This is a genomic window from Acidovorax sp. LjRoot74, from assembly GCF_964254355.1.
In the GTDB taxonomy this organism is placed as follows: Bacteria; Pseudomonadota; Gammaproteobacteria; order Burkholderiales; family Burkholderiaceae_C; genus Acidovorax.
Genome location: NZ_CAXUTI020000001.1, coordinates 2210353 through 2234314, shown reverse-complemented (window position 1 = coordinate 2234314; position 23962 = coordinate 2210353). Strand labels below are relative to the sequence as shown.

Genomic DNA, 23962 nt, shown 5'->3' with positions numbered 1-23962 from the left:
CGCGCGGTAGCAGCCAATTTTTTTCAAAACCTAGCCGCGCAGACCCGCCACGGGCTGGTTCACCGGCGTGAGCGGGCCGTGCCCGCCCAGGAAGGCGATCAGGTTGTCGGCCGCCAGGTTGGCCATGGCGCGGCGCGTGGGCACCGTGGCGCTGGCAATGTGGGGCGTGAGCACCACGTTGGGCACGGTGAGCAGGTCGGGGTGCACGCTGGGCTCGCCCTCGAACACGTCCAGGCCCGCCGCCGCAATGCGGCGCTCGCGCAGGGCCACGGCCAGCGCCGCGTCGTCCACGATGCCGCCGCGCGCAATGTTGATGAGCGTGGCCGTGGGCTTCATCAGCGCCAGCTCGGCCGCGCCGATGGTGTGGTGCGACGCGGACGTGTAAGGCACAACCAGCATCACATGGTCGGCCGTGCGCAGAAGTTCTTCTTTGCCGACATAGCTGGCCTTGCATTCGGCTTCCAGCGCGGCCGACAGGCGCGAGCGGTTGTGATAGACCACCTTCATGCCAAAGCCATGCGCGCCACGCTTGGCAATCCCCTGCCCGATGCGGCCCATGCCGATGATGCCCAACGTGCTGCCGTGGATGTCGCTGCCCGCGAACATGTCGTAGCTCCACTTCGTCCACTTCCCGGCGCGCAGGTAATGCTCGCTTTCGGTCATGCGGCGGGCCGTGGCCATCAGCAATGCAAAGCCGAAGTCGGCCGTGGTCTCGGTCAGCACATCGGGCGTGTTGGTCCCCTGAACGCCTGCGGCGGTCATGGCATCCACGTCAAAGTTGTTGTAGCCCACGGCCATGTTGGCGCAGATCCTGAGGCGCGGCGCGGCCGCCAGCAGCGCGGCGTCGATGCGCTGGCTGCCGGTGGTCAGCACACCGTCCTTGTCGGCCAGGCGCGCGGCCAACTCGGCCGGGGTCCAGATCACATCGTCGGGGTTGGCTTCGACGTCGAAATGCTCACGCAGGCGGTCCACGATGTCGGGAAAGATCGCACGCGCGACCAGGATGCGGGGTTGGCTCATGGAGTTATCTAAACCAGATGAAAGTCATGACGATGAACAGCGGCACCAGAATGCCCCCCGACCACAGCATGTAGCCGAAGAAGCTCGGCATCTTCACGCCCCGGTCTTCGGCAATGGCCTTGACCATGAGGTTGGGTGCGTTGCCGATGTAGGTGTTGGCGCCCATGAACACGGCCCCTGCCGAGATGGCGGCCAGCGTGGGCGCCAGGGTGGTCATCAGCACCGCCGGGTCGCCACCAGCGGTATTGAAGAACACGAGGTAGGTGGGCGCGTTGTCGAGGAAGGAGCTGAGCGCGCCGGTGGCCCAGAAGTACATGGCCGGGTCGGGCGAACCATCGGGCCGCGTGACGGCCGACACGATGGCGCCGAACGGGCCGTTGACCCCGGCCTTGAGCATGGCGATGACGGGGATGATGGTGAGGAAGATGCCCGCAAACAGCTTGGCCACTTCCTGCATGGGCCCCCAGCCGAACTGATTGTCCTCGTGCACCTTCTTGGGCGTGAGCCACAGCGACGCCAACGTCACGACGATGAGGCCCACATCCCGCACGATGCCGGGCAGGCCGACCTCGGTGCCCGCGATGTTGAACACCACGGGCGACTTCCAAAAGCCGCTGAGCAGCACCAGCGCCACCACCGCGCCCAGCAGCGCAAAGTTGATCTTGCCGTCAAAACCAATGGAGCGGCTGTCGGGCGTGGGGTCGGCCTTGAACAGCTCTTCGCGGCGGCGGTAGTACCAGGTGTCGAGCACAAAGAAGATGGCCAGCAGCGCCCCCACGAGGAACAGGGTTTCCTGGAAGATGTGGCTCACCGTCCAGAAGAAGTCCACGCCCTTGAGGAAGCCCAGGAACAGTGGCGGATCGCCCAGCGGCGTGAGCGAGCCCCCGGCGTTGGAGACGATGAAAATGAAGAACACCACCACATGCGCCACATGCTTGCGGTTGTCGTTGGCGCGGATCAGCGGGCGGATCAGCAGCATGGACGCGCCGGTGGTGCCCATGAAGCTGGCCAGCACCGCGCCAATGGCCAGGATGGCGGTGTTGAGCCCTGGGCTGCCGTGCAGGTTGCCGCGGATGAAGATGCCGCCCGCCACGGTGAACAGCGCCGTCAGCAGGATCACGAACGGGATGTATTCGGCCAGCAGCGCATGCACCAGGCTCACACCCGCCACGCCCGGCCCGAAGGTGATGGCAAAGGGCAGCAGAAACGCCAGGCCCCAGGCGGCCGCGACCTTGCCGAAATGGTGGTGCCAGAAGATGGGTGCCAGCAGCGGCATGAGCGCAATCGACAGCAGGATGCCTGCAAACGGCACACCCCAAAGGACCGACAGCGTGCTGCCATCAATGTCTGCGGCCAGGGCCCAGCCGGGCAGTGCCGCCAGAAGACTGGCCACTGCCAGCCCGCGCGTGAGTTTCATGGGTTGTGTCTCCATCCAGTTTTAAAAATTCAGGGGCGCATCAGGGCGCCAGTCAGCGCGTGCTGTGCACCAGTTCCCGGGCTGTCAGGCAGGCACAGGGATGTCGAAGACCTGGCGCAGGTAGGCCAGGTATTTTTCGTCATCGCACATGCCCTTGCCGGGGGTGTCCGACAGCTTGGCCACGGGCTGGTCGTTGCAGCGTGTCATCTTGATCACCACCTGCAGCGGCTCGTGTGCGGGTGGGCTGCCGAGGTCGTTGGTCAGGTTGGTGCCAATGCCAAAGGCCAGCTGGCAGCGGCCCCGGAACTGCTGGTACAGCTCGATGGTGCGCGGAATCGTGAGCGCGTCGCTGAAGATCAGCGTCTTGGTCAGCGGATCGACGCGGTTTTTGCGGTAGTGCTCCAAGAGGCGCTCGCCCCAGGCAAACGGATCGCCGCTGTCGTGGCGCGCGCCGTCGAAAAGCTTGCAGAAGTACAGGTCGAAGTCGCGCAGGAAGGCGCTCATGCCATACACATCCGACAGCGCAATGCCCAGGTCGCCCCGGTATTCCTTGGCCCACATCTCGAAGCCGAACACCTGGCTGTCGCGCAGGCGCGGGCCCAGGGCCTGGCAGGCCTGCAGGTATTCGTGCGCCATGGTGCCCAGCGGCGTCACGCCCAGCTTCATCGCATACAGCACGTTGCTGGTGCCTGCAAACTGGCCCGGGCCAGCGGGCGAGCCCGGGCGGCGGTCGCCGGTGCCCAGGCGCGCCACCAGCACGCGCAGCACTTCTTCGTGCCAGGCGCGGCTGAAGCGGCGGCGCGTGCCGTAGTCGGCGATCTTGAGATCGCCCAGGCCTTCGCCCTGCAGCTGCATGATCTTGGTGTCGAGGCGCCTGCGGCCTTCCGGAAAGTCGGGCACCTTCTGCGTGTTGCGGAAGTACACCTCGTTGACGATGGCCAGCACCGGGATCTCGAACAGGATGGTGTGCAGCCAGGGCCCCCGGATGGATATCTCGATCTCGCCGTTGTGCTGGGGCGTGACGGTGATGTATTTCTCGTTGAGCCGGAACAGCCCGAGAAAGTCCACGAAGTCGCTCTTGATGAAACGCAGCGAGCGCAGGTAAGCCAGTTCGGCGTCCTGGAAATGCAGGCTGCAGAGCGACCGGATCTCGTCGCGGATCTCGTTGGCAAATGGCGCCAGCTGCACGCCGGGGTTGCGGCACTTGAACTTGTATTCGACCTGCGCCCCTGGAAACTGGTGCAGCACCACCTGCATCATGGTGAACTTGTACAGGTCGGTGTCGAGCAGGCTGGTGATGATCATGGACGGGGCGGGCGCAAGGTGGAGCCAGGGTGCGGGGGGCCGTTCAGCGAAGCCGCAAAGTGTAGGCCATAGGAGCCCGCAGCGCCGGGCGCGGCCCCCAGCGTCAGCCAGCGTTCAGGCGCTGCCGCCTGCGGGGCGATTATTTGAAATTTTTTGGCCGCCTGCGCGCACTGCTTATGGATTGTTTGCTATCAAATCCATTGCAAACACAGCCCCGGCGCGATGCAAGCCGTCAGGCGGGCACCACCAGCGCCTGCAGCACGCTGCGCAGCGCCTCGGGCACGGGCACCGGGCGGCGGGTGTCGCGGTCCACATATACATGGATGAAATGGCCTGCGGCGGCAGAGAGCGGCTCGCCCTGCGCGAACAGCCCCACCTCGTAGCGCACGCTGGAGCCCCCGAGCTTGGCCACCCGGATGCCCGCCTCCACCGTCTGCGGAAACGCCAGCGGCGCAAAGTAGTTGCACTGGGTCTCGATCACCAGGCCAATGGTGGCGCCCGCATGGATGTCGAGCACGCCCTGGTCGATGAGGTGGGCGTTGACCGCCGTATCGAACCAGCTGTAGTACACGACGTTGTTCACGTGGCCATACACATCGTTGTCGGCCCAGCGTGTGGTGATGGGGCGGAACACGCGGTAGGCGCTGCGCGGCTGCGGGGCCGGGCGGGTAGAAGCGGAAGGCGTGGCGGGGGTAGTGGACGGGGTGCTGGCGGCAGAGGTCATGGCCGCCCATTCTGCCAGCGCTGGTGGTACTGCAAAGCCACGCGCCAGGTGGTGAGCTGGGCCTTCAAGGTGTCTTCCAGATCATTGCCATATCCCCCCGCCATCGCGAACACCAGCGGGATCCGCCGCTGCCAGGCCCAGTCGAACACCCGCCGGTCGCGCGCCTCCAGGCCGTCGTGCGTCACGGCCAGGCGCCCCAGGCGGTCGCCCTCGTGCGGGTCGGCCCCGGCAAGGTAGAACACGAGGCCAGGCGTACAGCGCTGGTCCAGCGCCACCAGGGCTTCGTCGAGCGCCTGCAGATATTCCACATCGCCGCAGCCGTCCGGCAGATCCACATCGAGGTCGCCCGCCTCCTTGCGAAAAGGGAAGTTGCGCGCGCCGTGCAGCGACAGCGTGAACACGCTGTCATCGCCATGGAAGATATGCGCCGTGCCATTGCCCTGGTGCACATCCAGGTCGATCACGGCCACCTGCAGCGGTGGGGCGCCGTGGCCCCGCCCTGCGGCGTGCTCAGCCTGCATGCGCCGGGCGGCCACGGCCACGTCGTTGAAAACACAGAACCCGCTGCCCTTGTGGGCATAGGCATGGTGCGTGCCGCCCGCCAGGTTGCCCGCCACGCCATCGCGCAGGGCCTGGTGGCTGGCGGCCACCGTGGCGCCCACCGATCGCCGCGCGCGTTCGGCCATGGCCTCGCTCCAGGGGAAACCGATCTCGCGCTGCGCAGCGGGTGGCAGCGTGCCGTGTGTAATCGCGTCGATGTATTTCGGGGTATGGGCCAGCGCCAGGTCATCGTCTGACGCAGGCATTGCCACCTGCAGCGCCACACCGGGCAGCTGCTGCGCAATCCGGTCACGCAGCATGCGGTACTTGGCCATGGGGAAACGGTGGCCCTCGGGCAGGGGCAGCACAAAGTGGTCGGCGTAGTAGGCGAACATGACGCGATTGTGGCAAGCCCGGGATTTCTGGGGCGCCGTACCTAATTTGCTGCAGTGCAACAAAAAACCCTTGCAAACGCGCAGCAAGCCCCTAAAATTCAACCCATGCTGCACTGCAACATGACTCTACCGGGTCAAGGTCAGCGCAGATGTCTGTAAGCCACCCTGGCCCTCTGGGTCCCATTTTTAGGAGATATGACATGACGCTGACCGCTGAACAAATCCTGGCCTCGCACAAAGCCAACATCGAAACCCTGTTCGGTCTGACGACCAAGGCCTTTGAAGGCGTGGAAAAGCTGGTGGAACTGAACGTGACCGCTTCGCGCGCTGCCCTGTCGGAAGCCGCCAACCACACCCAAGCCGTGCTGGGCGTGAAGGACGCACAAGAACTGCTGGCCCTGCAAGCCGGCCTGTTCCAGCCCCTGGCTGAAAAGACCGCCGCCTACAGCCGTCACCTGTATGACATCGCTTCGGGCACCGGCGCCGAATTCGGCAAGGCTTTCGAGTCGCAAGCCACCGACGCGCAAAAGGCTTTCACCAACCTGGTGGACAGCGCCGCCAAGAACGCTCCCGCCGGTTCCGAAACCGCCGTGGCCGTGATGAAAAGCGCCGTCTCCGCCGCCAACAACGCTTTTGAGTCGGTGCAAAAGGCCGTCAAGCAAGCGTCTGACGTGGCCGAAGCCAACTTCAACGCCGTGGCCAGCACCGCTGCCAACGCCGCCAAGACGGCTGCGCCCCGCAAGCGTTAATCACCTACCTGCGGTCTGGAGTGCAACCTCTAGGCCGCGTTCAGGGAATACCCTGATAATTCACCCAAGCGCTGCGACACACACCCTGTGTTCAGCGCGCGAGTTGTCTCCTTGGATCCTCTCGAAACCCCCGTTTCAAGGATCCTTTTAAAGCCCGGTTTTACGACCGGGCTTTTTTTTGCCTGCTCGCGGCCCTCTCCTCTCGGGTGAGCACCATGGCGCGCGGCACATCCACCCAGGCACCAGTGACAAACATAGGCCTGCCGAACCCCACACAGATCGCTCTTGCGCTGCATCAGCCTCCCCGCGCATTCCCGGCCCCTATTCCGGACATTTATTAAGAATAATTCGCGTTTGTTTTATCATTGCGCCAGTAACAACCCCGAAAGACGCATCCCATGTCGAAGACTGTGAAAGCCTTGCTGAGTGTTTGTGCCCTGGCAGCCGCTGCGGGCACCGCCCATGCCCAGGAGCAGGTGGTGAACCTCTACTCGGCCCGCCACTACTCCACCGACGAAGCCCTGTACACCGGCTTCACCAAGGCCACCGGCATCAAGATCAACCGCGTGGACGCAGACGACGCCGGCATCCTGGCACGCCTCAAGGCCGAGGGTGCAGCGTCGCCTGCCGACGTGATCCTGCTGGTGGATGCAGCGCGTCTTTACAAGGGTGAAGTTGATGGCCTGTTTCAGCCCATCAAGTCCAAGGTGCTGAACGACGCCATTCCGGCCAACCTGCGCAGCAACCCTGTCGCCGACGGCGGCATCGCGTGGTACGGCCTGTCCACCCGCGCCCGCGTGGTCGTTTACAACAAGGTCAAGGTCCAGAAAGCCGATGTGGACACCTACGAAGAGCTGGGCGACCCCAAGAACAAGGGCAAGCTGTGCATCCGCTCGGGCTCGCACCCCTACAACCTGAGCCTGTTCGGCGCCGTGACCGAGCACATGGGCGAGCAGAAAGCAGAAGCCTGGCTCAAGGGCATGGTGGCCAACCTGGCCCGTCCGCCCAAGGGCGGCGACACCGACCAGATCAAAGCCGTGGCCGCTGGCGAATGCGACATTGCCGTGACCAACAGCTACTACCTGGCGCGCATGATGCGCTCCACCAAGCCCGAAGATGTGGCGGTGGTCAACAAGGTGGGCGTGGTGTTCCCCAACCAGGAATCCTGGGGCACGCACCTGAACATCGCGGGTGGCGCGGTGGCCAAGCATGCCAAGAACCAGGCCAATGCCGTCAAGTTCCTGGAGTACCTGGCCAGCCCTGAAGCCCAGAACTACTTCGCCAACGGCAACAACGAGTGGCCCGCAGCCAAGGGCGTGGCGCTGGACAACCCCGCCCTCAAGGCCATGACAGACGGCAAGCCCTTCAAGAGCGAGACCATCCCGATCAGCGCTGTGGGCGCCAATGTGACCAAGGTGCAGCAGATGCTGGACCGCGTCGGCTTCCAGTAAGCCCGCACTGCCCCCTTGCAAGCCCGGCTGGTCCGGGCTTTTTTTCGCCTTCAGCGTTGCGGAGAGATGCGCCATAATTGACGTTTACGTTAACGTAACTTACTGGAGACAGCACATGGACATCAAGGGCAAGGTATTCATCGTCACCGGCGGCGCATCGGGCCTGGGCGAAGGCACGGCACGCATGCTGGCCGCCCAGGGCGGCACGGTGGTCATTGCCGACATGCAGGCAGAAAAAGGCGAAGCCGTGGCCAAGGAGATTGGCGGCGCCTTCGTGAAATGTGATGTGAGCAACGAGGCCGATGGCCAGGCCGTGGTGGCCAAGGCGGTCTCGCTGGGCAAGCTCATGGGCCTGGTCAACTGCGCCGGCATCGCCCCCGCCGAAAAGACGGTGGGCAAGAACGGCGCCCACGCCCTGGCCCTGTTCAGCAAGACCATCACGGTCAACCTGATCGGCAGCTTCAACATGATCCGCCTGGCCGCCGAGGCCATGAGCAAGAACGAACCCGAGTCCACGGGTGAGCGCGGTGCGCTGATCTCGACCGCCAGCGTGGCAGCGTACGACGGCCAGATTGGCCAAGCCGCCTATTCCGCCTCCAAGGGCGGCGTGGTGGGCATGACCTTGCCCATCGCCCGCGATCTGGCGCGCAACGGCATCCGCAACATGACGATTGCCCCCGGCATCTTCGGCACGCCCATGCTGTTTGGCATGCCCCAGGAAGTGCAGGATGCGCTGGCTGCCGGAGTGCCCTTCCCCAGCCGACTGGGCACGCCGCAGGACTATGCCAAGCTCGTGCAGCACATTTTCGAGAACGACATGCTCAACGGCGAAGTGATTCGCCTGGACGGTGCCATCCGCCTGGCACCGCGCTGAAAGATGCCGATTGCTATCATAAATATAGCTATTCACGCCCGCTGATCAGGCGCGAAGGCCCTCCGGGGCCATGCAATGAGGCCCAGCTCCGCCGGGCCTCATGGGTTGGTGCTGGACCGGCGGGCACCAGGCGTAAAGCCAATCCACAACGCCAGCGCCACGCCGAACGCCAGCACCGCCACTCCCACCGACAGCCACAAGGCAGCCGCCGCCCCTGCGTGATCGATGACGGCCGCGTACACCACGGGCGCACAGGCCGACAGCACGAAACCTGGGGCCACCAGCCGCCCCACCTGAGCGCCGTAGGTGCGGTGATCGAAGAGCACCAGCGGTACGGTGCCACGGGTGATGGTCAAGAGGCCATTGCCCGCACCATAGGCCAGCACGAACACCAAAGCGGCCGCCAGCACCTGACCCGACCACAGTCCCGCCAGGCAGGCAAGCGGCAGCAGCAAGGCGGCGCCGGCGCCCAGCGCGAGCGGATGCCAGCGCCCGCCCCAGAGCACGTCGGCCAGCCGGGCCGATGACTGGCCCACGCCCCGCAACGACGCGATGCCCACCGCCCACGGCAGCGCAAGCCCCAGGCCCGCGAGCAACCCCACGGTGTGCGCCGACATGCCCGCGTTCAGAAAATTCACGAGCGTGGTCATGGCGGCGAACAGCGCCCCGGCCAGGGTGCGCCGTGCGCCCGCTATGGCCGGCGGCTCACCGCCGATCAGCGGCGCGGCATCCGTAGGCCCAGCAAGCTCTGCCGCCCGCAGCACCTGCGGAGCGCGCCGCGGCAACGCCAGGTGCAGCGGCACCATCAGCAAGGCTAGGACGGCGTACACCACCAGCGCACCACGCCATCCCCAGGCGCCTGCCAGGGCGTGCCCCGCAGGCCAGAAGGCACTGGATGCCAAGCCACCCAGCAAGGTGATCTGCGCCATGGGCCGACGCGCTTTCGGCCCCAGCCAATGCGCCAGGGCGGCAAAAGCGGCGTCGTACAGCGTCAGGCGCATGGCCACCCCCATCACCACCCAGGCCGCGTAGTAGGCCGCAACACCTTGGGCAGCAGCGAGGGCCAGGCATGCCACCGCCAGCAAGAGCGATCCCGCCACCATCACCTGTCGGCCGCCCCATCGGTCTACGCATCGCCCCGCCGCGCTGGACACGACGCCCATCACCAGCAGTGACGCCGCAAACCCGCCATGGACCACCGTGCGGCTCCAGCCGAGCCCGGCCGACATGGCGTCGCCCAGCGCGCCGATCAGGTAGTACGAGATGCCCCATGCGACGAACTGCGAGACGCCCAGATACAGCACGGCTCGGCCCGGAAGCCACTGACCTGGTGCCGTAGGAGCCGAGCTGGCCGCCGCAGCGGCGGACCCCGAAGGCACCGCCACTACGCCCCCGCCCTGCTCTGCACCGGTGCGCCGCAGAGCGGCATGCTGCTGGCGGGCCGCGTTTCGTTGCCTGCGCCGAGGGGCCGCTGCATCAACACTGTGTCCAGCCAGCGCTCTTTCTTGAACCCCACCGACCGCAGCGCGCCGATGCGCTCGAACCCCAGGCGCTCGTGCAGCGCCATCGAGCCGGCGTTCTCGTCACCCTGCCCAATCACCGCGAGCATCTGGCGCCAAGGCCCCGCCTCGCACTGCCGGATCACTTCGCCCAGCAATGCGGCGCCAATGCCGCGCCCCGCTAAGCCCGGCGCCACATAGACGGAATCCTCCACCGTGTGGCGGTACGCCGAGCGCGCACGGTACAGCGTGGCGTAGGCAAAGCCGACCACCCTGCCGTCGCACTCCGCCACCAGGTAGGGCAGCCCTGCAGCCACTACGGCGGCATGCCGCACGCGCAGCTCGCTCACACCGGGGGGCACCTCCTCGAAGGATGCGAGCCCGTGGAGCACGTGGTGCGCGTACAGCGCCTGAACAGCAGCCAGGTCGTCGTCGCGCAGGGCGCGTACGGCGGGTACGGTCGCGGGTTTCCCGTTGGCGGACTGGGCGGCCTGTACAGCAGCGGGAAGCAAGGGCGCGGCATGGCTGGCGCAGCCGGTGCTTGGGGGGTGTGGAGGGTGTGGAGTGCTTGAAAAGGTGTGCATAGCTGCCAGTGTGGCAAGCCTTTATCCATAAAAGAAGCTTTGTATTTTTATGCAGAGTATGAGAAATTCTTTGCCATGGAACGGATCAACCTCGACCAGCTGCATGGCTTTGCCACCGCCATCGAACTGGGCAGTTTTTCAGCGGCGGCACTGCATTTGGACCTGACGCAGCCGGCGGTGAGCCTGCAGGTGCGCCAGCTTGAAAAGCGTCTGGGCACGCCCCTGGTGGAGCGCGCAGGACGCGTGCTGCGCCCCACGGCCGCAGGTGCCGAGCTGCTGGCCCACGTGGGCCGCATCGATGCAGCCTTGAGCGACGCCCTGGAAGCGGTCGCCCGCCACGCCGACGGCACGGCAGGCCGCGTGCGGCTGGGTACGGGCGCCACAGCCTGCATCTTCCTGCTGCCCCCCGTGCTGCGGTCGCTGCGGCAGCGCTTTGCGGGTCTCGACATCACGGTGAGCACGGGCAACACCGCCGGCATCGTGCAGGCTGTGGAAGACAACACGCTGGACCTGGGCCTGGTCACGCTGCCCGCCAGCGGGCGTATGCTGCATGTCACCCCGCTGCTGGACGATGCCTTCGTGGCCATTGCCCCTCAAGGCACCGGGCTGCCAAAGCGCGTAGGCGCCAAGGAGCTGGCACGCCACCCCGTGCTGCTCTACGAGCCTGGCGGCCAGACCCGGCGCCTAGCCAACGTGTGGTTCGCCCGTGCCGGCGTGGCGCTGCAGCCGGCCATGTCGCTGGGCAGTGTGGAGGCAATCAAGGAACTGGTGGCCGCCGGCCTGGGCTGCGCGGTGCTGCCCGGCATGGCGGTGCATGACACGCACCACGGCAGCGCGCTGGAAGTGCGGCCCCTCTCGCCACCGCTGCGCCGCACGCTTGCCATCGTCCTGCGCAAGGACAAGCGGCTGCACCGTGGACTGCGGGAAACGGTGGCTGCATTGCAGGCGCTTCGTCGGTGACGCTGCGGCTGCGGTCTTCACCTTCAACGTTGTCAACGTGGTTACCCGGCGCAGGCTCACAGCCCATCGACGGACAAAGAAAAACGGACTGCAGTAATAGCTACTGCAGTCCGTTTAATTTTTCCTCATTGCGCCGCAAACGTTTAATGGTCTGCATTGTCATGAAAATTTGGCGGAGTGGACGGGACTCGAACCCGCGACCCCCGGCGTGACAGGCCGGTATTCTAACCAACTGAACTACCACTCCTGGCAGGCAGCTTTTTGCTTGCATTCTTCAATACAAGCCAAGCGCTACAAACTTGGCGACCCTACGGGGATTCGAACCCCGGTACTCACCGTGAAAGGGTGATGTCCTAGGCCTCTAGACGATAGGGTCAAAACCTTGGAACTAACCGATATCAAATTTTGGTGGAGGTAAACGGGATCGAACCGATGACCTCTTGCATGCCATGCAAGCGCTCTCCCAGCTGAGCTATACCCCCAAATTCCCTTAGCTTTCGCCAAAGAAAACCTTGCACACAAGAAGCCTGCAAGGGCTTTGAAACTGGCGGAGTGGACGGGACTCGAACCCGCGACCCCCGGCGTGACAGGCCGGTATTCTAACCAACTGAACTACCACTCCTGGCAGGCAGCTTTTTGCTTGCATTCTTCAACACAAGCCAAGCGCTACAAACTTGGCGACCCTACGGGGATTCGAACCCCGGTACTCACCGTGAAAGGGTGATGTCCTAGGCCTCTAGACGATAGGGTCAAAACCTTGGAACTAACCGATATCAAATTTTGGTGGAGGTAAACGGGATCGAACCGATGACCTCTTGCATGCCATGCAAGCGCTCTCCCAGCTGAGCTATACCCCCACTTAATGACTTCAAACACTTAGTATTTGTTGTCATCATCTGAGCCTTGAATTATAGACAGATTTTTAGCGGTTTCGCAAACGCGCTACAACTTTTTCACGTCCGACCAATTCCAGTACGGCATCGACCGACGGCGTATGGGCCGTGCCCACGGTCAGAACCCGTGCAGGCATGGCCAGTTGGGGCATCTTCAGACCCTGGCTTGCCAGCACCTGCTTGAAGGCGGCGCTGATAGACGACTTGTCCCATGCGCAGGCAGACAATGCGTCAGCCAATGCATCCAGTGCTGGCGCGATGGCATCGGTGACATGTTGCGTGCGCTCAGCCTCGACGGGCGTCACGTCGCCGTAGAACACCTGCGCCCACTGGGCGAGCACCACCGTGGTGTCGCAACGGTCCTTGAACAATGCACAGATGCGCACCAGGCGGCCATCGGCCAGTGCCTCGGCCGACACACCGCGCTGCTGCAGCTGCGGCGCCACCAGGGCGGCCAACGCATCGTCGGCCATGGCCTTGAGATGCTGGGCGTTCACCCAGCGCAGTTTGGCCTCGTCAAACTGGGCGGCGCTGCGCCCCAGGTGGTCGAGGTTGAACCATTCCAGGAACTGCGCGCGGCTGAAGATCTCATCGTCGCCGTGGCTCCAGCCCAAGCGCGCGAGGTAGTTGACCATGGCATCCGGCAGATAGCCTTCATCGCGGTACTGCGTGACGGGCTTGGCGCCGTTGCGCTTGCTCATCTTCTCGCCCTGCTCGTTCAGCACGGTGGGCAGGTGGGCGTACACGGGCGGCTCCTTGCCCAGCGCGCGGAAGATGTTGATCTGGCGCGGTGTGTTGTTCACATGGTCGTCGCCACGGATCACGTGGGTGATGTCCATGTCGATGTCGTCCACCACCACGCAGAAGTTGTAGGTGGGTGTGCCATCGGGGCGCGCGATCACGAGGTCATCCAGCTCATCGTTGCGGATCTCGATACGGCCCTTGACCTTGTCGTCCCAGGCCACGACACCCCCTTGCGGGTTCTTGAAGCGCAGCACGGGCAACACGCCTGCGGGCACCGGCGGCAAGGCCTTGCCGTCTTCGGGGCGCCAGGTGCCGTCGTAGCGGGGCTTCTCCTTGGCGGCCATCTGCTTCTCGCGCAGGGCATCCAGCTCGGCCACGCTCATGTAGCAGGGGTACACATGGCCTGCGGCCTGCAGATCGGCCAGCACCGCCTTGTAGCGGTCCATGCGCTGCATCTGGTAGAACGGACCTTCGTCGTGGTCCAGGCCTAGCCAGGCCATGCCTTCGATGATCACATCCACCGCCGCCTGGCTGGAACGCTCCAGATCGGTGTCTTCAATGCGCAGGATGAAGTCGCCACCTGTCGCCCGCGCAAACGCCCAAGGGTAGAGCGCCGAACGGATATTGCCCAGGTGGATAAAGCCCGTGGGGGACGGGGCAAACCGGGTGCGCACGCGGCCCGTGCTGGAAGCAGTGGTTTCAGTCATATCAATAAGGTCTGGCCCCTTGCGGGGCCAGTGTCACGATTCGGTCAATCCGTCTATCCATCCGATGGGCGGCGGGGCGAACATCCGCCACGCTGCCCCCAAAGCCTTCGGACCTTGGCGCTTACGCTTCTTGCGCGTTGGGCAGCGCGAGGCGGGAGGTGTCTTCCTCGCCTTCTTCCACCCCCACACGCCCTTCATTCAGGCTGGCAATGCCTTCTGCCGTGATGTCACCCGTGACATACACGCCGTCGAAACACGAGGCATCAAAGCCCGCGATGGACGCATTGAGCGAACCGACGGCCCTCTTCATGCCGTCCACATCCTGGTAGATCAACGCATCGCAGCCGATCGCCTGGCGGATCTCTTCCACCGTGCGGCCATGGGCCACCAGTTCGCTGCTCGTGGGCATGTCGATGCCATACACGTTGGGATAGCGCACAGGCGGCGCGGCGCTGGCCAGATACACCTTGCGCGCACCGGCGTCGCGCGCCATCTGCACGATTTCGCGGCTGGTCGTGCCACGCACGATGGAGTCGTCCACCAGCAGCACGTTGCGGCCCTTGAACTCGCTGCCGATTACGTTGAGCTTCTGGCGCACAGATTTTTTGCGCACGCCTTGGCCCGGCATGATGAAGGTACGGCCCACGTAGCGGTTCTTGACGAAGCCTTCGCGGTACGGGATGCCCAGCAGGTGCGCCAGTTGCGTGGCGCTGGGACGGCTGGATTCCGGGATCGGAATGATCACGTCGATCTCATTCGGCGGCACGGTGGAGACCACGCGTTTGGCCAGGGCCTCGCCCAGGTTCAGGCGCGCCTGGTAAACCGAGATGCCGTCCAGCACCGAATCCGGGCGCGCAAGGTACACGAATTCGAAGATGCAGGGGTTGAGTTGCGGCTTTTCGGCGCATTGGCTGGCATGGACCTGGCCATCCAGCGTGATGAACACGGCTTCGCCCGGATCGATGTTGCGCTCGAACACGTGGGAGGTTCCCTCCAGCGCCACGGACTCGCTGCCCACCATCACCGTGCCATCCTGGCTGCGGCCCAAGGCCAGCGGGCGGATACCGTGGGGATCACGGAACGCCAGCAAACCGTGGCCTGCGATCAGCGCGATCACGGCGTAAGAGCCCTTGACGCGCTTGTGCACTGCGCGCACAGCAGCAAACACATCCTCGACCTGCAGCGGCACACCCCGGGTGGAGCGCTCCAGCTCGTGCGCCAGAACGTTGAGCAGCACCTCGGAGTCGCTCTCGGTGTTGGTGTGGCGGTGGTCCGTCTGGAACAGTTCGGTGCGCAGTTCACGCGCATTGGTCAGGTTGCCGTTGTGCACCAGCACCAGACCAAAGGGCGCGTTCACGTAGAAAGGCTGCGCCTCTTCCTCGCTATAGGCATTGCCTGCCGTGGGGTAGCGCACCTGACCCAGGCCCACATTGCCCGGCAGGGCTCGCATGTTGCGCGTGCGGAACACATCGCGCACCATGCCCTTGGCCTTGTGCATGAAGAACTTGCGGCCCTGCTGGGTGACGATGCCCGCTGCGTCCTGACCACGGTGCTGCAACAGCAACAAAGCGTCATAGATCAGCTGATTGACGGGCGCTGCACTGACGACGCCGACGATTCCACACATAGTTGTTTTCCATCCGTTTGCGGGAACAGCCCCGCGGCAACCACTTGGCAGCGGCTTATGGCCCCTGCCCCATCGATATCAAGAAGGCAGATGCCTACCAAATTCTTCCGGCAACGCCGGTTTCAAGCCCCGAAGCACTTCTGCAAGCACCGGGGCCGCTTGCGACTCCTGCCACCAGGGGGCTTCATGCAGCGAGGTCAATCCCGCCACCACGGCCACCGCCAGCAGCAGCACCATCCCCCTCAGCACGCCAAACACCGCACCCAGCGTGCGGTCTGCCGGGCGCAGGCCGATGGCTTCGACCAGCTTCTTAGCCAGCCAGGTCACAAAGCCACAGGCAAACACCGACGCCACGAACACCACGGCAAAACCCGCTGCATAGCGCAGCGCCCCAGCCGACTCGCCCATGGGCAGCAGCTCTGCCATGTCTGCCGCGAACCACTGCGCGACAAAAAAAGACACCACCCACCCAAGCAGCGACAGCACTTCAAACACCAGGCCACGCCAGGCGCCAATCAGCATCGACGCCAGCAGCACCGCGACAAAAATCCAATCCAGCGCAGCCATGAACGCAAAAAATCAGAAAACGAGCCGCAGGCTTACAGCGTCAGCACCGAAGCCGACAGCTCCAGCGCCTTGATGCGCGCCGCAGCTTTGTCAGCCTCCGTCCGGTTGGTGAACGGACCGACACGCACCCGGGTGCGTTTTCCTTCCTTGGTGTCCACCACCTGGGTATAGGTCTTGAGGCCGGCGCGCTCCACCTTGGTGCGCGCTTCACGGGCTTTTTCAGCGTCGGCAAATGCCCCCACTTGCACGATGAAGCGAGCGTCTTCGGCATTGGCACTGGCCACTGGCTCTGCAGCGCGGCCTTCCAGCAGGGCACGCGCACGCGCCGAATCATCGGGGCGTTGCGCAGGCTTTGGCTCGGGTGCGGCCGGGGGCGTCGGTGCAGCGGCCGGCTTGGCGTCAGGCTTGGGGGCCGTAGCGGGCGTGGCAGCGGCCACCGCAGTGGCCGGTTTGGCTGTGGCTGGACGCGCACTTGGCACCAGCTCCTCCCCCTCCGTCAGCCCATTGGCCGCCGCGCTGCGCGGTGCAGAAGCACGCGGCGCCACCGGCGCTGGAGCCTGCGGTGCGGCAGTTGCTACGGGCTTGGCCGCAGGGGCTTCGGCCACTGGTGCGGGCACCACCAGGGGCGCCACCTTGTTGCGGTCAGGAATCTCGATGGGAATATCAACGGGAACAGGCCGGGGCTGGGTATCGAACAGCAAGGGGAATCCGATCACCCCCACCAGCACCAGCACGGCGGCACCGATCAGCCGGTGGCGGGCCCGGCGGCGCATCACCTCGATACTCTCGGCCTGCGGCGTGCGCGGGCGCTTGGACGGCTTCTCGGCCTGTTGCTGCTCACCCTGCCCGGGCCACCGAAACTTGAAAAATGCCATGGAGTAACGACTCGTTCGGACCTCGGAACCTGCCCTATTGGCCCAGATGTTTGGCCTGCAGGCGAGGTGTTCCGTTGATCAGCACACCACCCACCGTATAAAACGAGCCAAAGACCACGATTCTATCAGCGGGGTCTGCCGCAGCCACCGCCGCCTCCAGGGCCTGCATGGGGTCTGAGTGCACGCTCGATGCCACGTCCCGGCGGCCACCCGCCACCATGTGGACGGCGTTCCACTTCTGCTGCAGGGTGGCAGCGGTCTCGGCACGCGGGGTCGGCAGGTTGGTGAAGTACCAGCGGTCCACCAAGGGCCCCACTTTGGCCAGCATGGGGGCCAGGTCCTTGTCGGCCATGGCACCAAAAACGGCGTGTGTGGTGGGAAAGAACCCCATGGCGTCCAGATTGGCCGTGAGGGCGGCCACCGAATGGGGGTTGTGCGCTACATCCAGCACCAGGGTCGGTTGGCCGGGCACGATCTGGAAGCGGCCGGGCAACTCGACCAGGCCCAGGCCGTTGCGCACGGCCTGGGCCGTCACCGGCAGGCGGTCGCGCAGTGCCTCCAGCGCGGCCAACACGCCCGAGGCGTTGACAAGCTGGTTCGCGCCGCGCAGCGAGGGATAGGCCAGACCGGCATATCGCCGCCCCCGTCCCGCCCAGCTCCACTGCTGCTTGTCGCCCGAGAAGTTGAAATCACGCCCAAAACTCCACAGGTCCGCACCAATCTCGCGCGCATGGTCCACCACGCTCTGGGGGGCCATGGGATCGCTCACGATCACCGGGCGGCCGGTGCGCATGATGCCCGCCTTTTCCCGGCCAATGCTTTCGCGGTCGGGCCCCAGAAACTCGGTGTGATCGATGTCGATGCTGGTGATCACGGCACAGTCGGCATCGACGATGTTGGTCGCATCCAGCCGCCCGCCCAGCCCCACCTCCAGAATCGCCACATCCAGCCGCGCATGGCTCATCAGCCGCAGGATGGCCAGGGTGGTGAACTCGAAGTAGGTCAGCGAAACTTCATTGCCATTTTGGACTCTTGCGCGCTCCACAGCCTCGAAGTGCGCTATCAAATCAGAAGCAATCACGCTTTCACCATGCACACGGCAGCGCTCCTCGAAATGCACCAGGTGGGGCGAGGTGTACACCCCCGTGCGGTAGCCCGCCTGCTGGGCCACCGCCTCCAGCATGGCGCAGGTGGAGCCCTTGCCGTTGGTGCCCGCCACTGTGATCACGGGGCATTCAAAACGCAGCGCCATGCGGCGTGCGACCTCGCTGACCCGGTCCAGGCCCATGTCGATGTTGTGGGGATGCAGCTGCTCGCAATGGCGCAGCCAGCCTTCCAGGGTGTGGGGTTTGGTTTGCATACAGCACGGGATTGTCGCCGAGCGGCATTCACCACGGCGTTTTCGAGGATGATGCGCGGCATGACAAACGCCCGCATCACCCTCTACGGCATTCCCAACTGCGATACCGTCAAAAAATCCCGCGCCTGGTTCACCGAACAGGGGCTGGACTACCAGTTTCACGACTTCAAGAAACAAGGAGTCCCTGGCAGCCAATTGCCTGCCTGGCTGAGCGCGGTGGGCTGGCAGAAGCTGGTCAACCGCCAGGGCACCACCTGGCGCAAGCTGGATGCCGGCACCCAGGCAGCCGTCATGGACGACGCCAGCGCCTCCGCCCTGATGCAGGCGCAGCCGAGCGTGATCAAACGCCCCGTGGTCGAATGGCAGCATGCAGGCCGTACCCAGGTGTCTGTGGGCTTTTCGCCCGACCAATGGCAGGCCTGGCGCGACGCAGCGCCCCAGAGCTGACCAATCCAGCAGGTCGGACCGGCCGACCTGCTGACATTTGCCCGCCAACGCGGGAAAATCGCACAAATCTTTACGCAGATTTACGGCTGCCGGGGCCCGAATTGACAACACGGGCCTAAACTTTTCTTGTGTTCGGTGCGTTATGTACCGACCCGAAAGGAGTTTCTCCATGAAAAAGATCGTGATTTTTTCCGCCATGGCCGCCGTCGCGACCCTGGCAACCGCCCAGGAACAAGGCCGAGTGCTGTCGGCCACCCCCATCGTTCAACAGGTGGGCGTCCCCCAGCAGGTGTGCGGCAATGAAACCGTTTACAGCGGCAACCGCACCAGCGGCGCGGGCGCCGTGATGGGCGCCATTGCAGGCGGTGCCGCCGGCAATGCCATCGGCAAGGGCAGCGGCCGCGCAGCTGCCACGGCCATTGGCGTGATCGGTGGGGCCGTGCTGGGCAACCAGATCGAAGGTGGCCAGCCGCAGTACCAAAACGTGCAGCGCTGCACCACTGAGACCTACTACGAAAACCGCACCGTGGGCTACAACGTGGTCTACGAATATGCAGGCCGGCAATACACCACGCGCACCCAGAACGACCCCGGCCGCTGGATCCCGCTGAGCGTGCAGCCCACCGGCCAGACCTATTCCACCCAGCCGGACCCGTACGCGCAGCAAGGCGTGTACAGCCAGCCCGGTGTGGTGACATCCACCTACCCGGTGCAACCGGTCTACCAGCAGCCCACCTACGTGACGCCGCCCGTGACGGTGATCGAGTACGGCTACGACCGGCCGTACTACCCGCACCACCGCAACCCCTACTGGCGCTGAGCGCACGCTTGAGGACAGCAGGGCACCCAAGCCCTGAGCATTGGCCGCCAAGAAATGGAGCCCTTCGGGGCTCTTTTTTTTTGCGCCCAGACCCCGGGCGCAGGTTTCGTTGGGTCCGGCCGCCAGCGCTGCACCACCCCTGCCCTAAAATCGCGGGTTTCCTCTAACCCAATCCAGCGCATCCATGACCACCGAAAAAATCGACGGCGTGTCCGTCACCACCCAGGCCAATGTGTACTTTGACGGCAAGTGCGTGAGCCACGGCATCACCTTTGCCGATGGCACGAAGAAGTCGGTGGGCGTGGTGCTGCCTGCGACGCTGACCTTCAATACCGGTGCGCCCGAGATCATGGAATGCGTGGCCGGCTCCTGCGAATACAAGCTGGCAGGCACCGATGCCTGGGTGAAGTCGTCCGCAGGCGAAAAATTCAGCGTGCCCGGCAACTCGAAGTTCGACATTCGCGTGACCGAGGCTTATCACTACATCTGCCACTTCGGCTGATCGCTCCACACCGCAACGGACCCCGCACATGGCCACCATTCTCCAAAGCCTGCCCCTTGGGCAAAAAGTCGGCATCGCCTTCTCGGGCGGCCTCGATACCAGCGCCGCGCTGCACTGGATGAAGCTCAAGGGCGCCATGCCCTATGCCTATACCGCCAACCTGGGCCAGCCCGACGAGCCCGATTACGACGCCATTCCCCGCAAGGCGATGGAATACGGCGCCGAAAAAGCCCGCCTGGTGGACTGCCGCACACAGCTGGCCCATGAAGGCATTGCCGCCCTGCAGGCAGGCGCCTTCCACATCAGCACCGGCGGCCTGACCTACTTCAACACCACCCCCCTGGGCCGTGCCGTGACCGGCACCATGCTCGTGGCCGCGATGAAGGAAGACGACGTCAACATCTGGGGTGACGGCTCGACCTTCAAGGGCAACGACATCGAGCGCTTCTACCGCTACGGCCTGCTGACCAACCCTTCCCTCAAGATCTACAAGCCCTGGCTGGACCAGCTGTTCATCGACGAACTGGGCGGCCGCGCCGAAATGTCGGCGTTCATGACCCAGGCCGGCTTTGGCTACAAGATGAGTGCCGAAAAGGCGTACAGCACCGACAGCAACATGCTGGGTGCCACGCACGAGGCCAAGGACCTGGAGTTTCTGAACAGCGGCATCCGCATCGTCAACCCCATCATGGGCGTGGCGTTCTGGAAGCCCGAGGTCGAAGTCAAGGCCGAAGAAGTCTCGGTGCGCTTTGAAGAAGGCCAGCCTGTGGCCCTGAACGGCGTGGAGTTCAACGACCCGGTCGAGCTGATCCTCGAAGCCAACCGCATTGGCGGCCGCCACGGTCTGGGCATGAGCGACCAGATCGAGAACCGCATCATCGAAGCCAAGAGCCGTGGCATCTATGAAGCCCCCGGCCTGGCGCTGCTGCACATCGCCTACGAGCGCCTGGTGACCGGCATCCACAACGAGGACACCATCGAGCAGTACCGCCTGAACGGCCTGAAGCTGGGCCGCCTGCTGTACCAGGGCCGCTGGTTCGACCCCCAGGCCATCATGCTGCGCGAAACCGCCCAGCGCTGGGTGGCCCGCGCCGTGACCGGCACCGTGACGCTGGAACTGCGCCGTGGCAACGACTATTCGCTGCTCAACACCGAGTCGCCCAACCTGACCTACGCGCCAGAGCGCCTGTCGATGGAAAAGGTGGAAGACGCGCCGTTCAGCCCGCTGGACCGCATCGGCCAGCTGACCATGCGCAACCTGGACATCTCGGACACGCGCGACAAGCTGGGCGTGTACGCACGCGCAGGCCTGCTGTCACTGGGTGGCAATGCCGCCCTGGCGCAGCTCGAAAACGACCGCAAGTGAGTTTTGCGGAAGTTTGCCACTCAAAATAGTGGCAAAAAATGGCTCTCCCGCGCGACCATCATGCGCTAGCAGCTATCAAAAAATGAGTAAAGCCACCGGAGACGGTGGCTTTTTCTTTGCCCGTGTGGAGCGACTGGCGGGGCCTATCAGGGCCTGTCGGGTTTGCAGGCGATTTGACGGAGGCTTGCTGGGCCTACACCACCACCGGCTCCGGCTCCAGCCGGATGCCGAAGCGCTCATACACGCTGGTCTGGATGGCCTTGGCCAGCGTCATCACCTCGCCGCCCGTCACGCTGTCGGCGCCCTGCCCCCGGTTCACCAGCACCAGCGCCTGCTTTTCATACACACCGGCCTTGCCGATGGACTTGCCTTTCCAGCCGCAGGCATCAATCAGCCAGCCCGCCGCCAGCTTGATGCTGCCGTCCGCCATGGGGTAGTGCACGATGCGCGGCTCGCGCGCGATGATGTCGGCGCACTGGTCGGGCGACACCGTGGGGTTCTTGAAGAAGCTGCCTGCGTTGCCCACCACGGCCGGGTCGGGCAGCTTGGCGCGGCGGATGTCGCAGATCCAGTCAAAAATCTGCTGGGCCGTGGGCTGCGAGACGCCCTCCTCCACCATGCGGCGCTCCAGGTCCAGGTAGCCCAGCACCGGTTTCCAGGGTTTGGGCAGGTGAAAACGCACGTGGGTGATCACGGCGCGGCCCTCCAGGCCCATGCCCCGGGGCAAACCGTCTGCGCCGGGCGCATCCGAGGGCGCATGCTTGAACACCGAATCCCGGTAGCCAAATCCGCATTGCGCGGCATCCAGCGTGAAGGCACGACCCGTGGCCAGGTCGATCGCGTCCAGGGATTCAAAGCGGTCCTGCAACTCCACGCCGTAGGCACCAATGTTCTGAACGGGCGATGCGCCCACGGTGCCCGGAATCAGGGCCAGGTTCTCCAGCCCCGGGAACCCCTGCGCCAGCGTCCAGGCCACACAGTCGTGCCAGACCTCGCCAGCCCCAGCTTCCACGATCCAGGCCTTGGGGGTTTCTGCCACCAGGCGCAGGCCCTTGACCTCCATCTTGAGCACCACGGGCTTCACATCGCCGGTGAGGATGATGTTGCTGCCACCGCCCAGCACAAACTTGGGCGCTGCCGCCAGCTCAGGATCGGCCAGCACGGCCAGCACATCGGCGGCGGTGTGCACCCGCACCAGCGTCTGCGCACGTGCAGCGATACCGAAGGTGTTGCAGGGCTGCAAAGGGACGTTTTTCTCGACTACCATTGGCCCGATTGTCGCACCCGGCCCTGTCACCACCTGGTGCATTGACCCCGTTTCCCCTGAGATAGAGAACCACCATGCCATCTTTTGACACTGTCTGCGAAGCCAACCTGGTTGAAGTGAAAAACGCCGTAGAGAACACCGCCAAGGAAATCGGCACCCGCTTCGACTTCAAGGGCACCTCCGCCAGCATCGAGATCAAGGACAAGGACATCACCCTGATCGGCGATGCCGACTTCCAGCTCACCCAGATCGAAGACGTGCTGCGCAACAAGCTGACCAAGCGCAACGTGGACGTGCGCTTTCTGGACATGGGCGATGTCCAGAAAATGGGCGGCGACAAGGTCAAGCAGGTCATCAAGGTGCGCAACGGCATCGAAAGCGAGCTGGCCAAGAAGATCCAGAAGCTGCTCAAGGAAAGCAAGCTCAAGGTGCAAGGCGCCATCCAGGAAGACAAGGTGCGCGTGACCGGCGCCAAGCGCGACGACCTGCAGGCCGCCATGGCGCTGATCCGCAAGGACGTGACCGACGTGCCGCTGTCGTTCGACAACTTCCGCGACTGAGCCCCGCGCCCTGCACTACCCACCCACGTTCACCCCCACAACCATGACTAAGCTCCTGCACCTGCTGCCCACCGCCACGGTGGCCCTTGGCGGGCTCCTGCTGGCCGCCACCGGAGCAGTGCATGCGCAATCGGTGGCACTGGCCGGCATGCTGGGCAGCAAGGCCTTGCTGGTGGTGGATGCCCACCCGCCGCGCGCCGTGGGCGCCGGGGATGAATTCCAGGGGGTCAAGGTCATCGCGGTGCTCAAGGAAGAGGCCACCGTCGAGGTCAAGGGCGAACGGCGCATCTTGCGGCTGGGCGAAGCCCCGGTCCGCGTGGGGGGCCGCAGCGGTGCCAGCGGCAAGCGCCTTGTGCTGACCGCCGACAGCCGGGGGCATTTTGTGAACAGCGGCACCATCAATGGCAAGGTCATGCAGTACATGGTCGATACCGGCGCCTCCACCGTCGCCATTGGCCGCTCTGATGCAGACCGGATGGGGCTGAACTATCAAAACGGCCAGCCTGTGCGCATGGGCACGGCCAATGGCGTTGGGCAAGGCTGGCGCATGAAGCTTGACTCTGTGCGCGTTGGCGATGTGGAGGTGTTTGGGGTGGAGGCCATCGTCACCTCCCAACCCATGCCCTACGTGCTGCTGGGCAACAGTTTTCTGAACGAATTTCAGATGACCCGCAGCAACGACCAGATGGTGCTCGAAAAGCGCAACTGA

General features: G+C 64.5%; 23 protein-coding genes and 6 tRNA genes. 10 read left to right on the top strand and 19 right to left on the bottom strand.

Features of this window, described 5'->3' with window-relative positions:
• Positions 1–30: 30 nt before the first annotated feature.
• From ACSQ3O_RS10385 to ACSQ3O_RS10365, 5 genes are all read right to left on the bottom strand, one after another.
• Entirely contained in the window at positions 31–1020 is a 990-nt protein-coding gene (locus ACSQ3O_RS10385; RefSeq protein WP_436138788.1) for a 2-hydroxyacid dehydrogenase, read from the bottom strand.
• A gap of 4 nt (positions 1021–1024) precedes the next feature.
• On the bottom strand, positions 1025–2437 hold the full coding sequence (locus tag ACSQ3O_RS10380; protein WP_436138787.1) for a sodium:proton antiporter: 1413 nt from the start codon (positions 2435–2437) through the stop codon (positions 1025–1027).
• Between the two features lie 84 nt (positions 2438–2521).
• Complete coding sequence (gene pncB, locus ACSQ3O_RS10375) at positions 2522–3742, bottom strand: nicotinate phosphoribosyltransferase (protein ID WP_436138786.1); 1221 nt, start codon at positions 3740–3742, stop codon at positions 2522–2524.
• Between the two features lie 232 nt (positions 3743–3974).
• A complete protein-coding gene (locus ACSQ3O_RS10370) occupies positions 3975–4466 on the bottom strand; it encodes an acyl-CoA thioesterase (protein WP_436138785.1) in 492 nt (163 codons plus the stop codon).
• The gene (locus ACSQ3O_RS10365) at positions 4463–5401 is read right to left on the bottom strand and encodes a histone deacetylase family protein (protein ID WP_436138784.1); all 939 of its coding nucleotides are present in this window, start codon (positions 5399–5401) and stop codon (positions 4463–4465) included. Before ACSQ3O_RS10365 ends, ACSQ3O_RS10370 begins: the two co-directional genes overlap by 4 nt.
• Before the next feature lie 200 nt (positions 5402–5601).
• Between ACSQ3O_RS10365 and ACSQ3O_RS10360 the strand changes: the two genes are divergently transcribed.
• The 3 genes from ACSQ3O_RS10360 to ACSQ3O_RS10350 all read left to right on the top strand — a co-directional run bounded on the left by ACSQ3O_RS10360 (position 5602) and on the right by ACSQ3O_RS10350 (position 8475).
• A complete protein-coding gene (locus ACSQ3O_RS10360) occupies positions 5602–6150 on the top strand; it encodes a phasin family protein (protein ID WP_094290910.1) in 549 nt (182 codons plus the stop codon).
• A 398-nt stretch (positions 6151–6548) separates the two neighbouring features.
• Positions 6549–7601, top strand: a complete 1053-nt coding sequence (locus ACSQ3O_RS10355; RefSeq protein WP_436138783.1) for an extracellular solute-binding protein — start codon at positions 6549–6551, stop codon at positions 7599–7601.
• Between the two features lie 115 nt (positions 7602–7716).
• Complete coding sequence (locus tag ACSQ3O_RS10350) at positions 7717–8475, top strand: 3-hydroxyacyl-CoA dehydrogenase (protein WP_436138782.1); 759 nt, start codon at positions 7717–7719, stop codon at positions 8473–8475.
• Between the two features lie 98 nt (positions 8476–8573).
• On the opposite strand, the gene ACSQ3O_RS10345 is transcribed toward ACSQ3O_RS10350, so the two are convergent.
• Both ACSQ3O_RS10345 and ACSQ3O_RS10340 read right to left on the bottom strand, forming a co-directional pair.
• The gene (locus tag ACSQ3O_RS10345) at positions 8574–9779 is read right to left on the bottom strand and encodes an MFS transporter (RefSeq protein WP_436138781.1); all 1206 of its coding nucleotides are present in this window, start codon (positions 9777–9779) and stop codon (positions 8574–8576) included.
• An 80-nt stretch (positions 9780–9859) separates the two neighbouring features.
• Positions 9860–10486, bottom strand: coding sequence for an N-acetyltransferase family protein (locus ACSQ3O_RS10340; protein ID WP_436138780.1), 627 nt, complete (start codon positions 10484–10486; stop codon positions 9860–9862).
• A gap of 147 nt (positions 10487–10633) precedes the next feature.
• On the opposite strand from ACSQ3O_RS10340, the gene ACSQ3O_RS10335 reads away from it, so the two are divergent.
• Positions 10634–11518, top strand: a complete 885-nt coding sequence (locus tag ACSQ3O_RS10335) for a LysR family transcriptional regulator (RefSeq protein ID WP_436138779.1) — start codon at positions 10634–10636, stop codon at positions 11516–11518.
• Positions 11519–11688: 170 nt separating this feature from the next.
• On the opposite strand, the gene ACSQ3O_RS10330 is transcribed toward ACSQ3O_RS10335, so the two are convergent.
• From ACSQ3O_RS10330 to folC, 11 genes are all read right to left on the bottom strand, one after another.
• Positions 11689–11765 (bottom strand) — tRNA-Asp (locus tag ACSQ3O_RS10330).
• Between the two features lie 53 nt (positions 11766–11818).
• Positions 11819–11894, bottom strand: a tRNA-Glu gene (locus tag ACSQ3O_RS10325).
• 30 nt (positions 11895–11924) lie between these two features.
• Positions 11925–12000: transfer RNA gene (locus tag ACSQ3O_RS10320), tRNA-Ala, on the bottom strand.
• A gap of 63 nt (positions 12001–12063) precedes the next feature.
• Positions 12064–12140 (bottom strand) — tRNA-Asp (locus ACSQ3O_RS10315).
• 53 nt (positions 12141–12193) lie between these two features.
• Positions 12194–12269: transfer RNA gene (locus ACSQ3O_RS10310), tRNA-Glu, on the bottom strand.
• Positions 12270–12299: 30 nt separating this feature from the next.
• A tRNA-Ala gene (locus ACSQ3O_RS10305) sits at positions 12300–12375 on the bottom strand.
• A 65-nt stretch (positions 12376–12440) separates the two neighbouring features.
• Positions 12441–13862, bottom strand: coding sequence for a glutamate--tRNA ligase (gene gltX / locus ACSQ3O_RS10300; protein ID WP_436138778.1), 1422 nt, complete (start codon positions 13860–13862; stop codon positions 12441–12443).
• 121 nt (positions 13863–13983) lie between these two features.
• Complete coding sequence (gene purF, locus ACSQ3O_RS10295) at positions 13984–15489, bottom strand: amidophosphoribosyltransferase (protein WP_436138777.1); 1506 nt, start codon at positions 15487–15489, stop codon at positions 13984–13986.
• A 78-nt stretch (positions 15490–15567) separates the two neighbouring features.
• The gene (locus ACSQ3O_RS10290) at positions 15568–16056 is read right to left on the bottom strand and encodes a CvpA family protein (protein ID WP_137746462.1); all 489 of its coding nucleotides are present in this window, start codon (positions 16054–16056) and stop codon (positions 15568–15570) included.
• 32 nt (positions 16057–16088) lie between these two features.
• Positions 16089–16931 carry an SPOR domain-containing protein gene (locus tag ACSQ3O_RS10285; protein ID WP_436138776.1) on the bottom strand — a complete coding sequence of 281 codons (843 nt, stop codon included), beginning with the start codon at positions 16929–16931 and terminating at the stop codon, positions 16089–16091.
• A 34-nt stretch (positions 16932–16965) separates the two neighbouring features.
• Positions 16966–18291, bottom strand: a complete 1326-nt coding sequence (gene folC / locus ACSQ3O_RS10280; protein ID WP_436138775.1) for a bifunctional tetrahydrofolate synthase/dihydrofolate synthase — start codon at positions 18289–18291, stop codon at positions 16966–16968.
• Between the two features lie 60 nt (positions 18292–18351).
• Here folC and ACSQ3O_RS10275 point away from each other — a divergent pair, with 60 nt between their 5' ends.
• The 4 genes from ACSQ3O_RS10275 (at position 18352) to argG (ending at position 21426) form a co-directional block, all read left to right on the top strand.
• Positions 18352–18738 (top strand): ArsC family reductase, encoded by a 387-nt coding sequence (locus ACSQ3O_RS10275; protein WP_436138774.1) that lies wholly within the window; start codon positions 18352–18354, stop codon positions 18736–18738.
• 169 nt (positions 18739–18907) lie between these two features.
• Positions 18908–19558 carry a glycine zipper 2TM domain-containing protein gene (locus tag ACSQ3O_RS10270; RefSeq protein WP_298450947.1) on the top strand — a complete coding sequence of 217 codons (651 nt, stop codon included), beginning with the start codon at positions 18908–18910 and terminating at the stop codon, positions 19556–19558.
• A 184-nt stretch (positions 19559–19742) separates the two neighbouring features.
• Positions 19743–20060: a pyrimidine/purine nucleoside phosphorylase gene (locus tag ACSQ3O_RS10265; RefSeq protein WP_010465797.1), complete on the top strand. Its 318-nt coding sequence runs from the start codon at positions 19743–19745 to the stop codon at positions 20058–20060.
• A gap of 28 nt (positions 20061–20088) precedes the next feature.
• Positions 20089–21426, top strand: coding sequence for an argininosuccinate synthase (gene argG / locus ACSQ3O_RS10260; RefSeq protein ID WP_137746457.1), 1338 nt, complete (start codon positions 20089–20091; stop codon positions 21424–21426).
• A gap of 193 nt (positions 21427–21619) precedes the next feature.
• Here argG and murB read toward each other — a convergent pair whose 3' ends face one another.
• On the bottom strand, positions 21620–22693 hold the full coding sequence (gene murB / locus ACSQ3O_RS10255) for a UDP-N-acetylmuramate dehydrogenase (RefSeq protein WP_436138773.1): 1074 nt from the start codon (positions 22691–22693) through the stop codon (positions 21620–21622).
• A 74-nt stretch (positions 22694–22767) separates the two neighbouring features.
• Between murB and ACSQ3O_RS10250 the strand changes: the two genes are divergently transcribed.
• Both ACSQ3O_RS10250 and ACSQ3O_RS10245 read left to right on the top strand, forming a co-directional pair.
• A complete protein-coding gene (locus ACSQ3O_RS10250; RefSeq protein ID WP_137746455.1) occupies positions 22768–23253 on the top strand; it encodes a YajQ family cyclic di-GMP-binding protein in 486 nt (161 codons plus the stop codon).
• Positions 23254–23296: 43 nt separating this feature from the next.
• Positions 23297–23962: a retropepsin-like aspartic protease family protein gene (locus ACSQ3O_RS10245; protein WP_436138772.1), complete on the top strand. Its 666-nt coding sequence runs from the start codon at positions 23297–23299 to the stop codon at positions 23960–23962.

Bases quoted from the DNA above. Each gene is read 5' to 3' on its own strand.
- argG (WP_137746457.1), top strand. From the start codon at position 20,089: ATGGCCACCATTCTCCAAAGCCTGCCCCTTGGGCAAAAAGTCGGCATC.
- pncB (WP_436138786.1), bottom strand. From the start codon at position 3,742: ATGATCATCACCAGCCTGCTCGACACCGACCTGTACAAGTTCACCATG.
- ACSQ3O_RS10365 (WP_436138784.1), bottom strand. From the start codon at position 5,401: ATGTTCGCCTACTACGCCGACCACTTTGTGCTGCCCCTGCCCGAGGGC.
- ACSQ3O_RS10265 (WP_010465797.1), top strand. From the start codon at position 19,743: ATGACCACCGAAAAAATCGACGGCGTGTCCGTCACCACCCAGGCCAAT.
- murB (WP_436138773.1), bottom strand. From the start codon at position 22,693: ATGGTAGTCGAGAAAAACGTCCCTTTGCAGCCCTGCAACACCTTCGGT.
- ACSQ3O_RS10380 (WP_436138787.1), bottom strand. From the start codon at position 2,437: ATGAAACTCACGCGCGGGCTGGCAGTGGCCAGTCTTCTGGCGGCACTG.
- ACSQ3O_RS10270 (WP_298450947.1), top strand. From the start codon at position 18,908: ATGAAAAAGATCGTGATTTTTTCCGCCATGGCCGCCGTCGCGACCCTG.
- ACSQ3O_RS10385 (WP_436138788.1), bottom strand. From the start codon at position 1,020: ATGAGCCAACCCCGCATCCTGGTCGCGCGTGCGATCTTTCCCGACATC.
- ACSQ3O_RS10245 (WP_436138772.1), top strand. From the start codon at position 23,297: ATGACTAAGCTCCTGCACCTGCTGCCCACCGCCACGGTGGCCCTTGGC.
- ACSQ3O_RS10355 (WP_436138783.1), top strand. From the start codon at position 6,549: ATGTCGAAGACTGTGAAAGCCTTGCTGAGTGTTTGTGCCCTGGCAGCC.
- ACSQ3O_RS10285 (WP_436138776.1), bottom strand. From the start codon at position 16,931: ATGGCATTTTTCAAGTTTCGGTGGCCCGGGCAGGGTGAGCAGCAACAG.
- folC (WP_436138775.1), bottom strand. From the start codon at position 18,291: ATGCAAACCAAACCCCACACCCTGGAAGGCTGGCTGCGCCATTGCGAG.
- ACSQ3O_RS10335 (WP_436138779.1), top strand. From the start codon at position 10,634: ATGGAACGGATCAACCTCGACCAGCTGCATGGCTTTGCCACCGCCATC.
- gltX (WP_436138778.1), bottom strand. From the start codon at position 13,862: ATGACTGAAACCACTGCTTCCAGCACGGGCCGCGTGCGCACCCGGTTT.
- ACSQ3O_RS10250 (WP_137746455.1), top strand. From the start codon at position 22,768: ATGCCATCTTTTGACACTGTCTGCGAAGCCAACCTGGTTGAAGTGAAA.
- ACSQ3O_RS10350 (WP_436138782.1), top strand. From the start codon at position 7,717: ATGGACATCAAGGGCAAGGTATTCATCGTCACCGGCGGCGCATCGGGC.
- ACSQ3O_RS10290 (WP_137746462.1), bottom strand. From the start codon at position 16,056: ATGGCTGCGCTGGATTGGATTTTTGTCGCGGTGCTGCTGGCGTCGATG.
- purF (WP_436138777.1), bottom strand. From the start codon at position 15,489: ATGTGTGGAATCGTCGGCGTCGTCAGTGCAGCGCCCGTCAATCAGCTG.
- ACSQ3O_RS10360 (WP_094290910.1), top strand. From the start codon at position 5,602: ATGACGCTGACCGCTGAACAAATCCTGGCCTCGCACAAAGCCAACATC.
- ACSQ3O_RS10275 (WP_436138774.1), top strand. From the start codon at position 18,352: ATGACAAACGCCCGCATCACCCTCTACGGCATTCCCAACTGCGATACC.
- ACSQ3O_RS10370 (WP_436138785.1), bottom strand. From the start codon at position 4,466: ATGACCTCTGCCGCCAGCACCCCGTCCACTACCCCCGCCACGCCTTCC.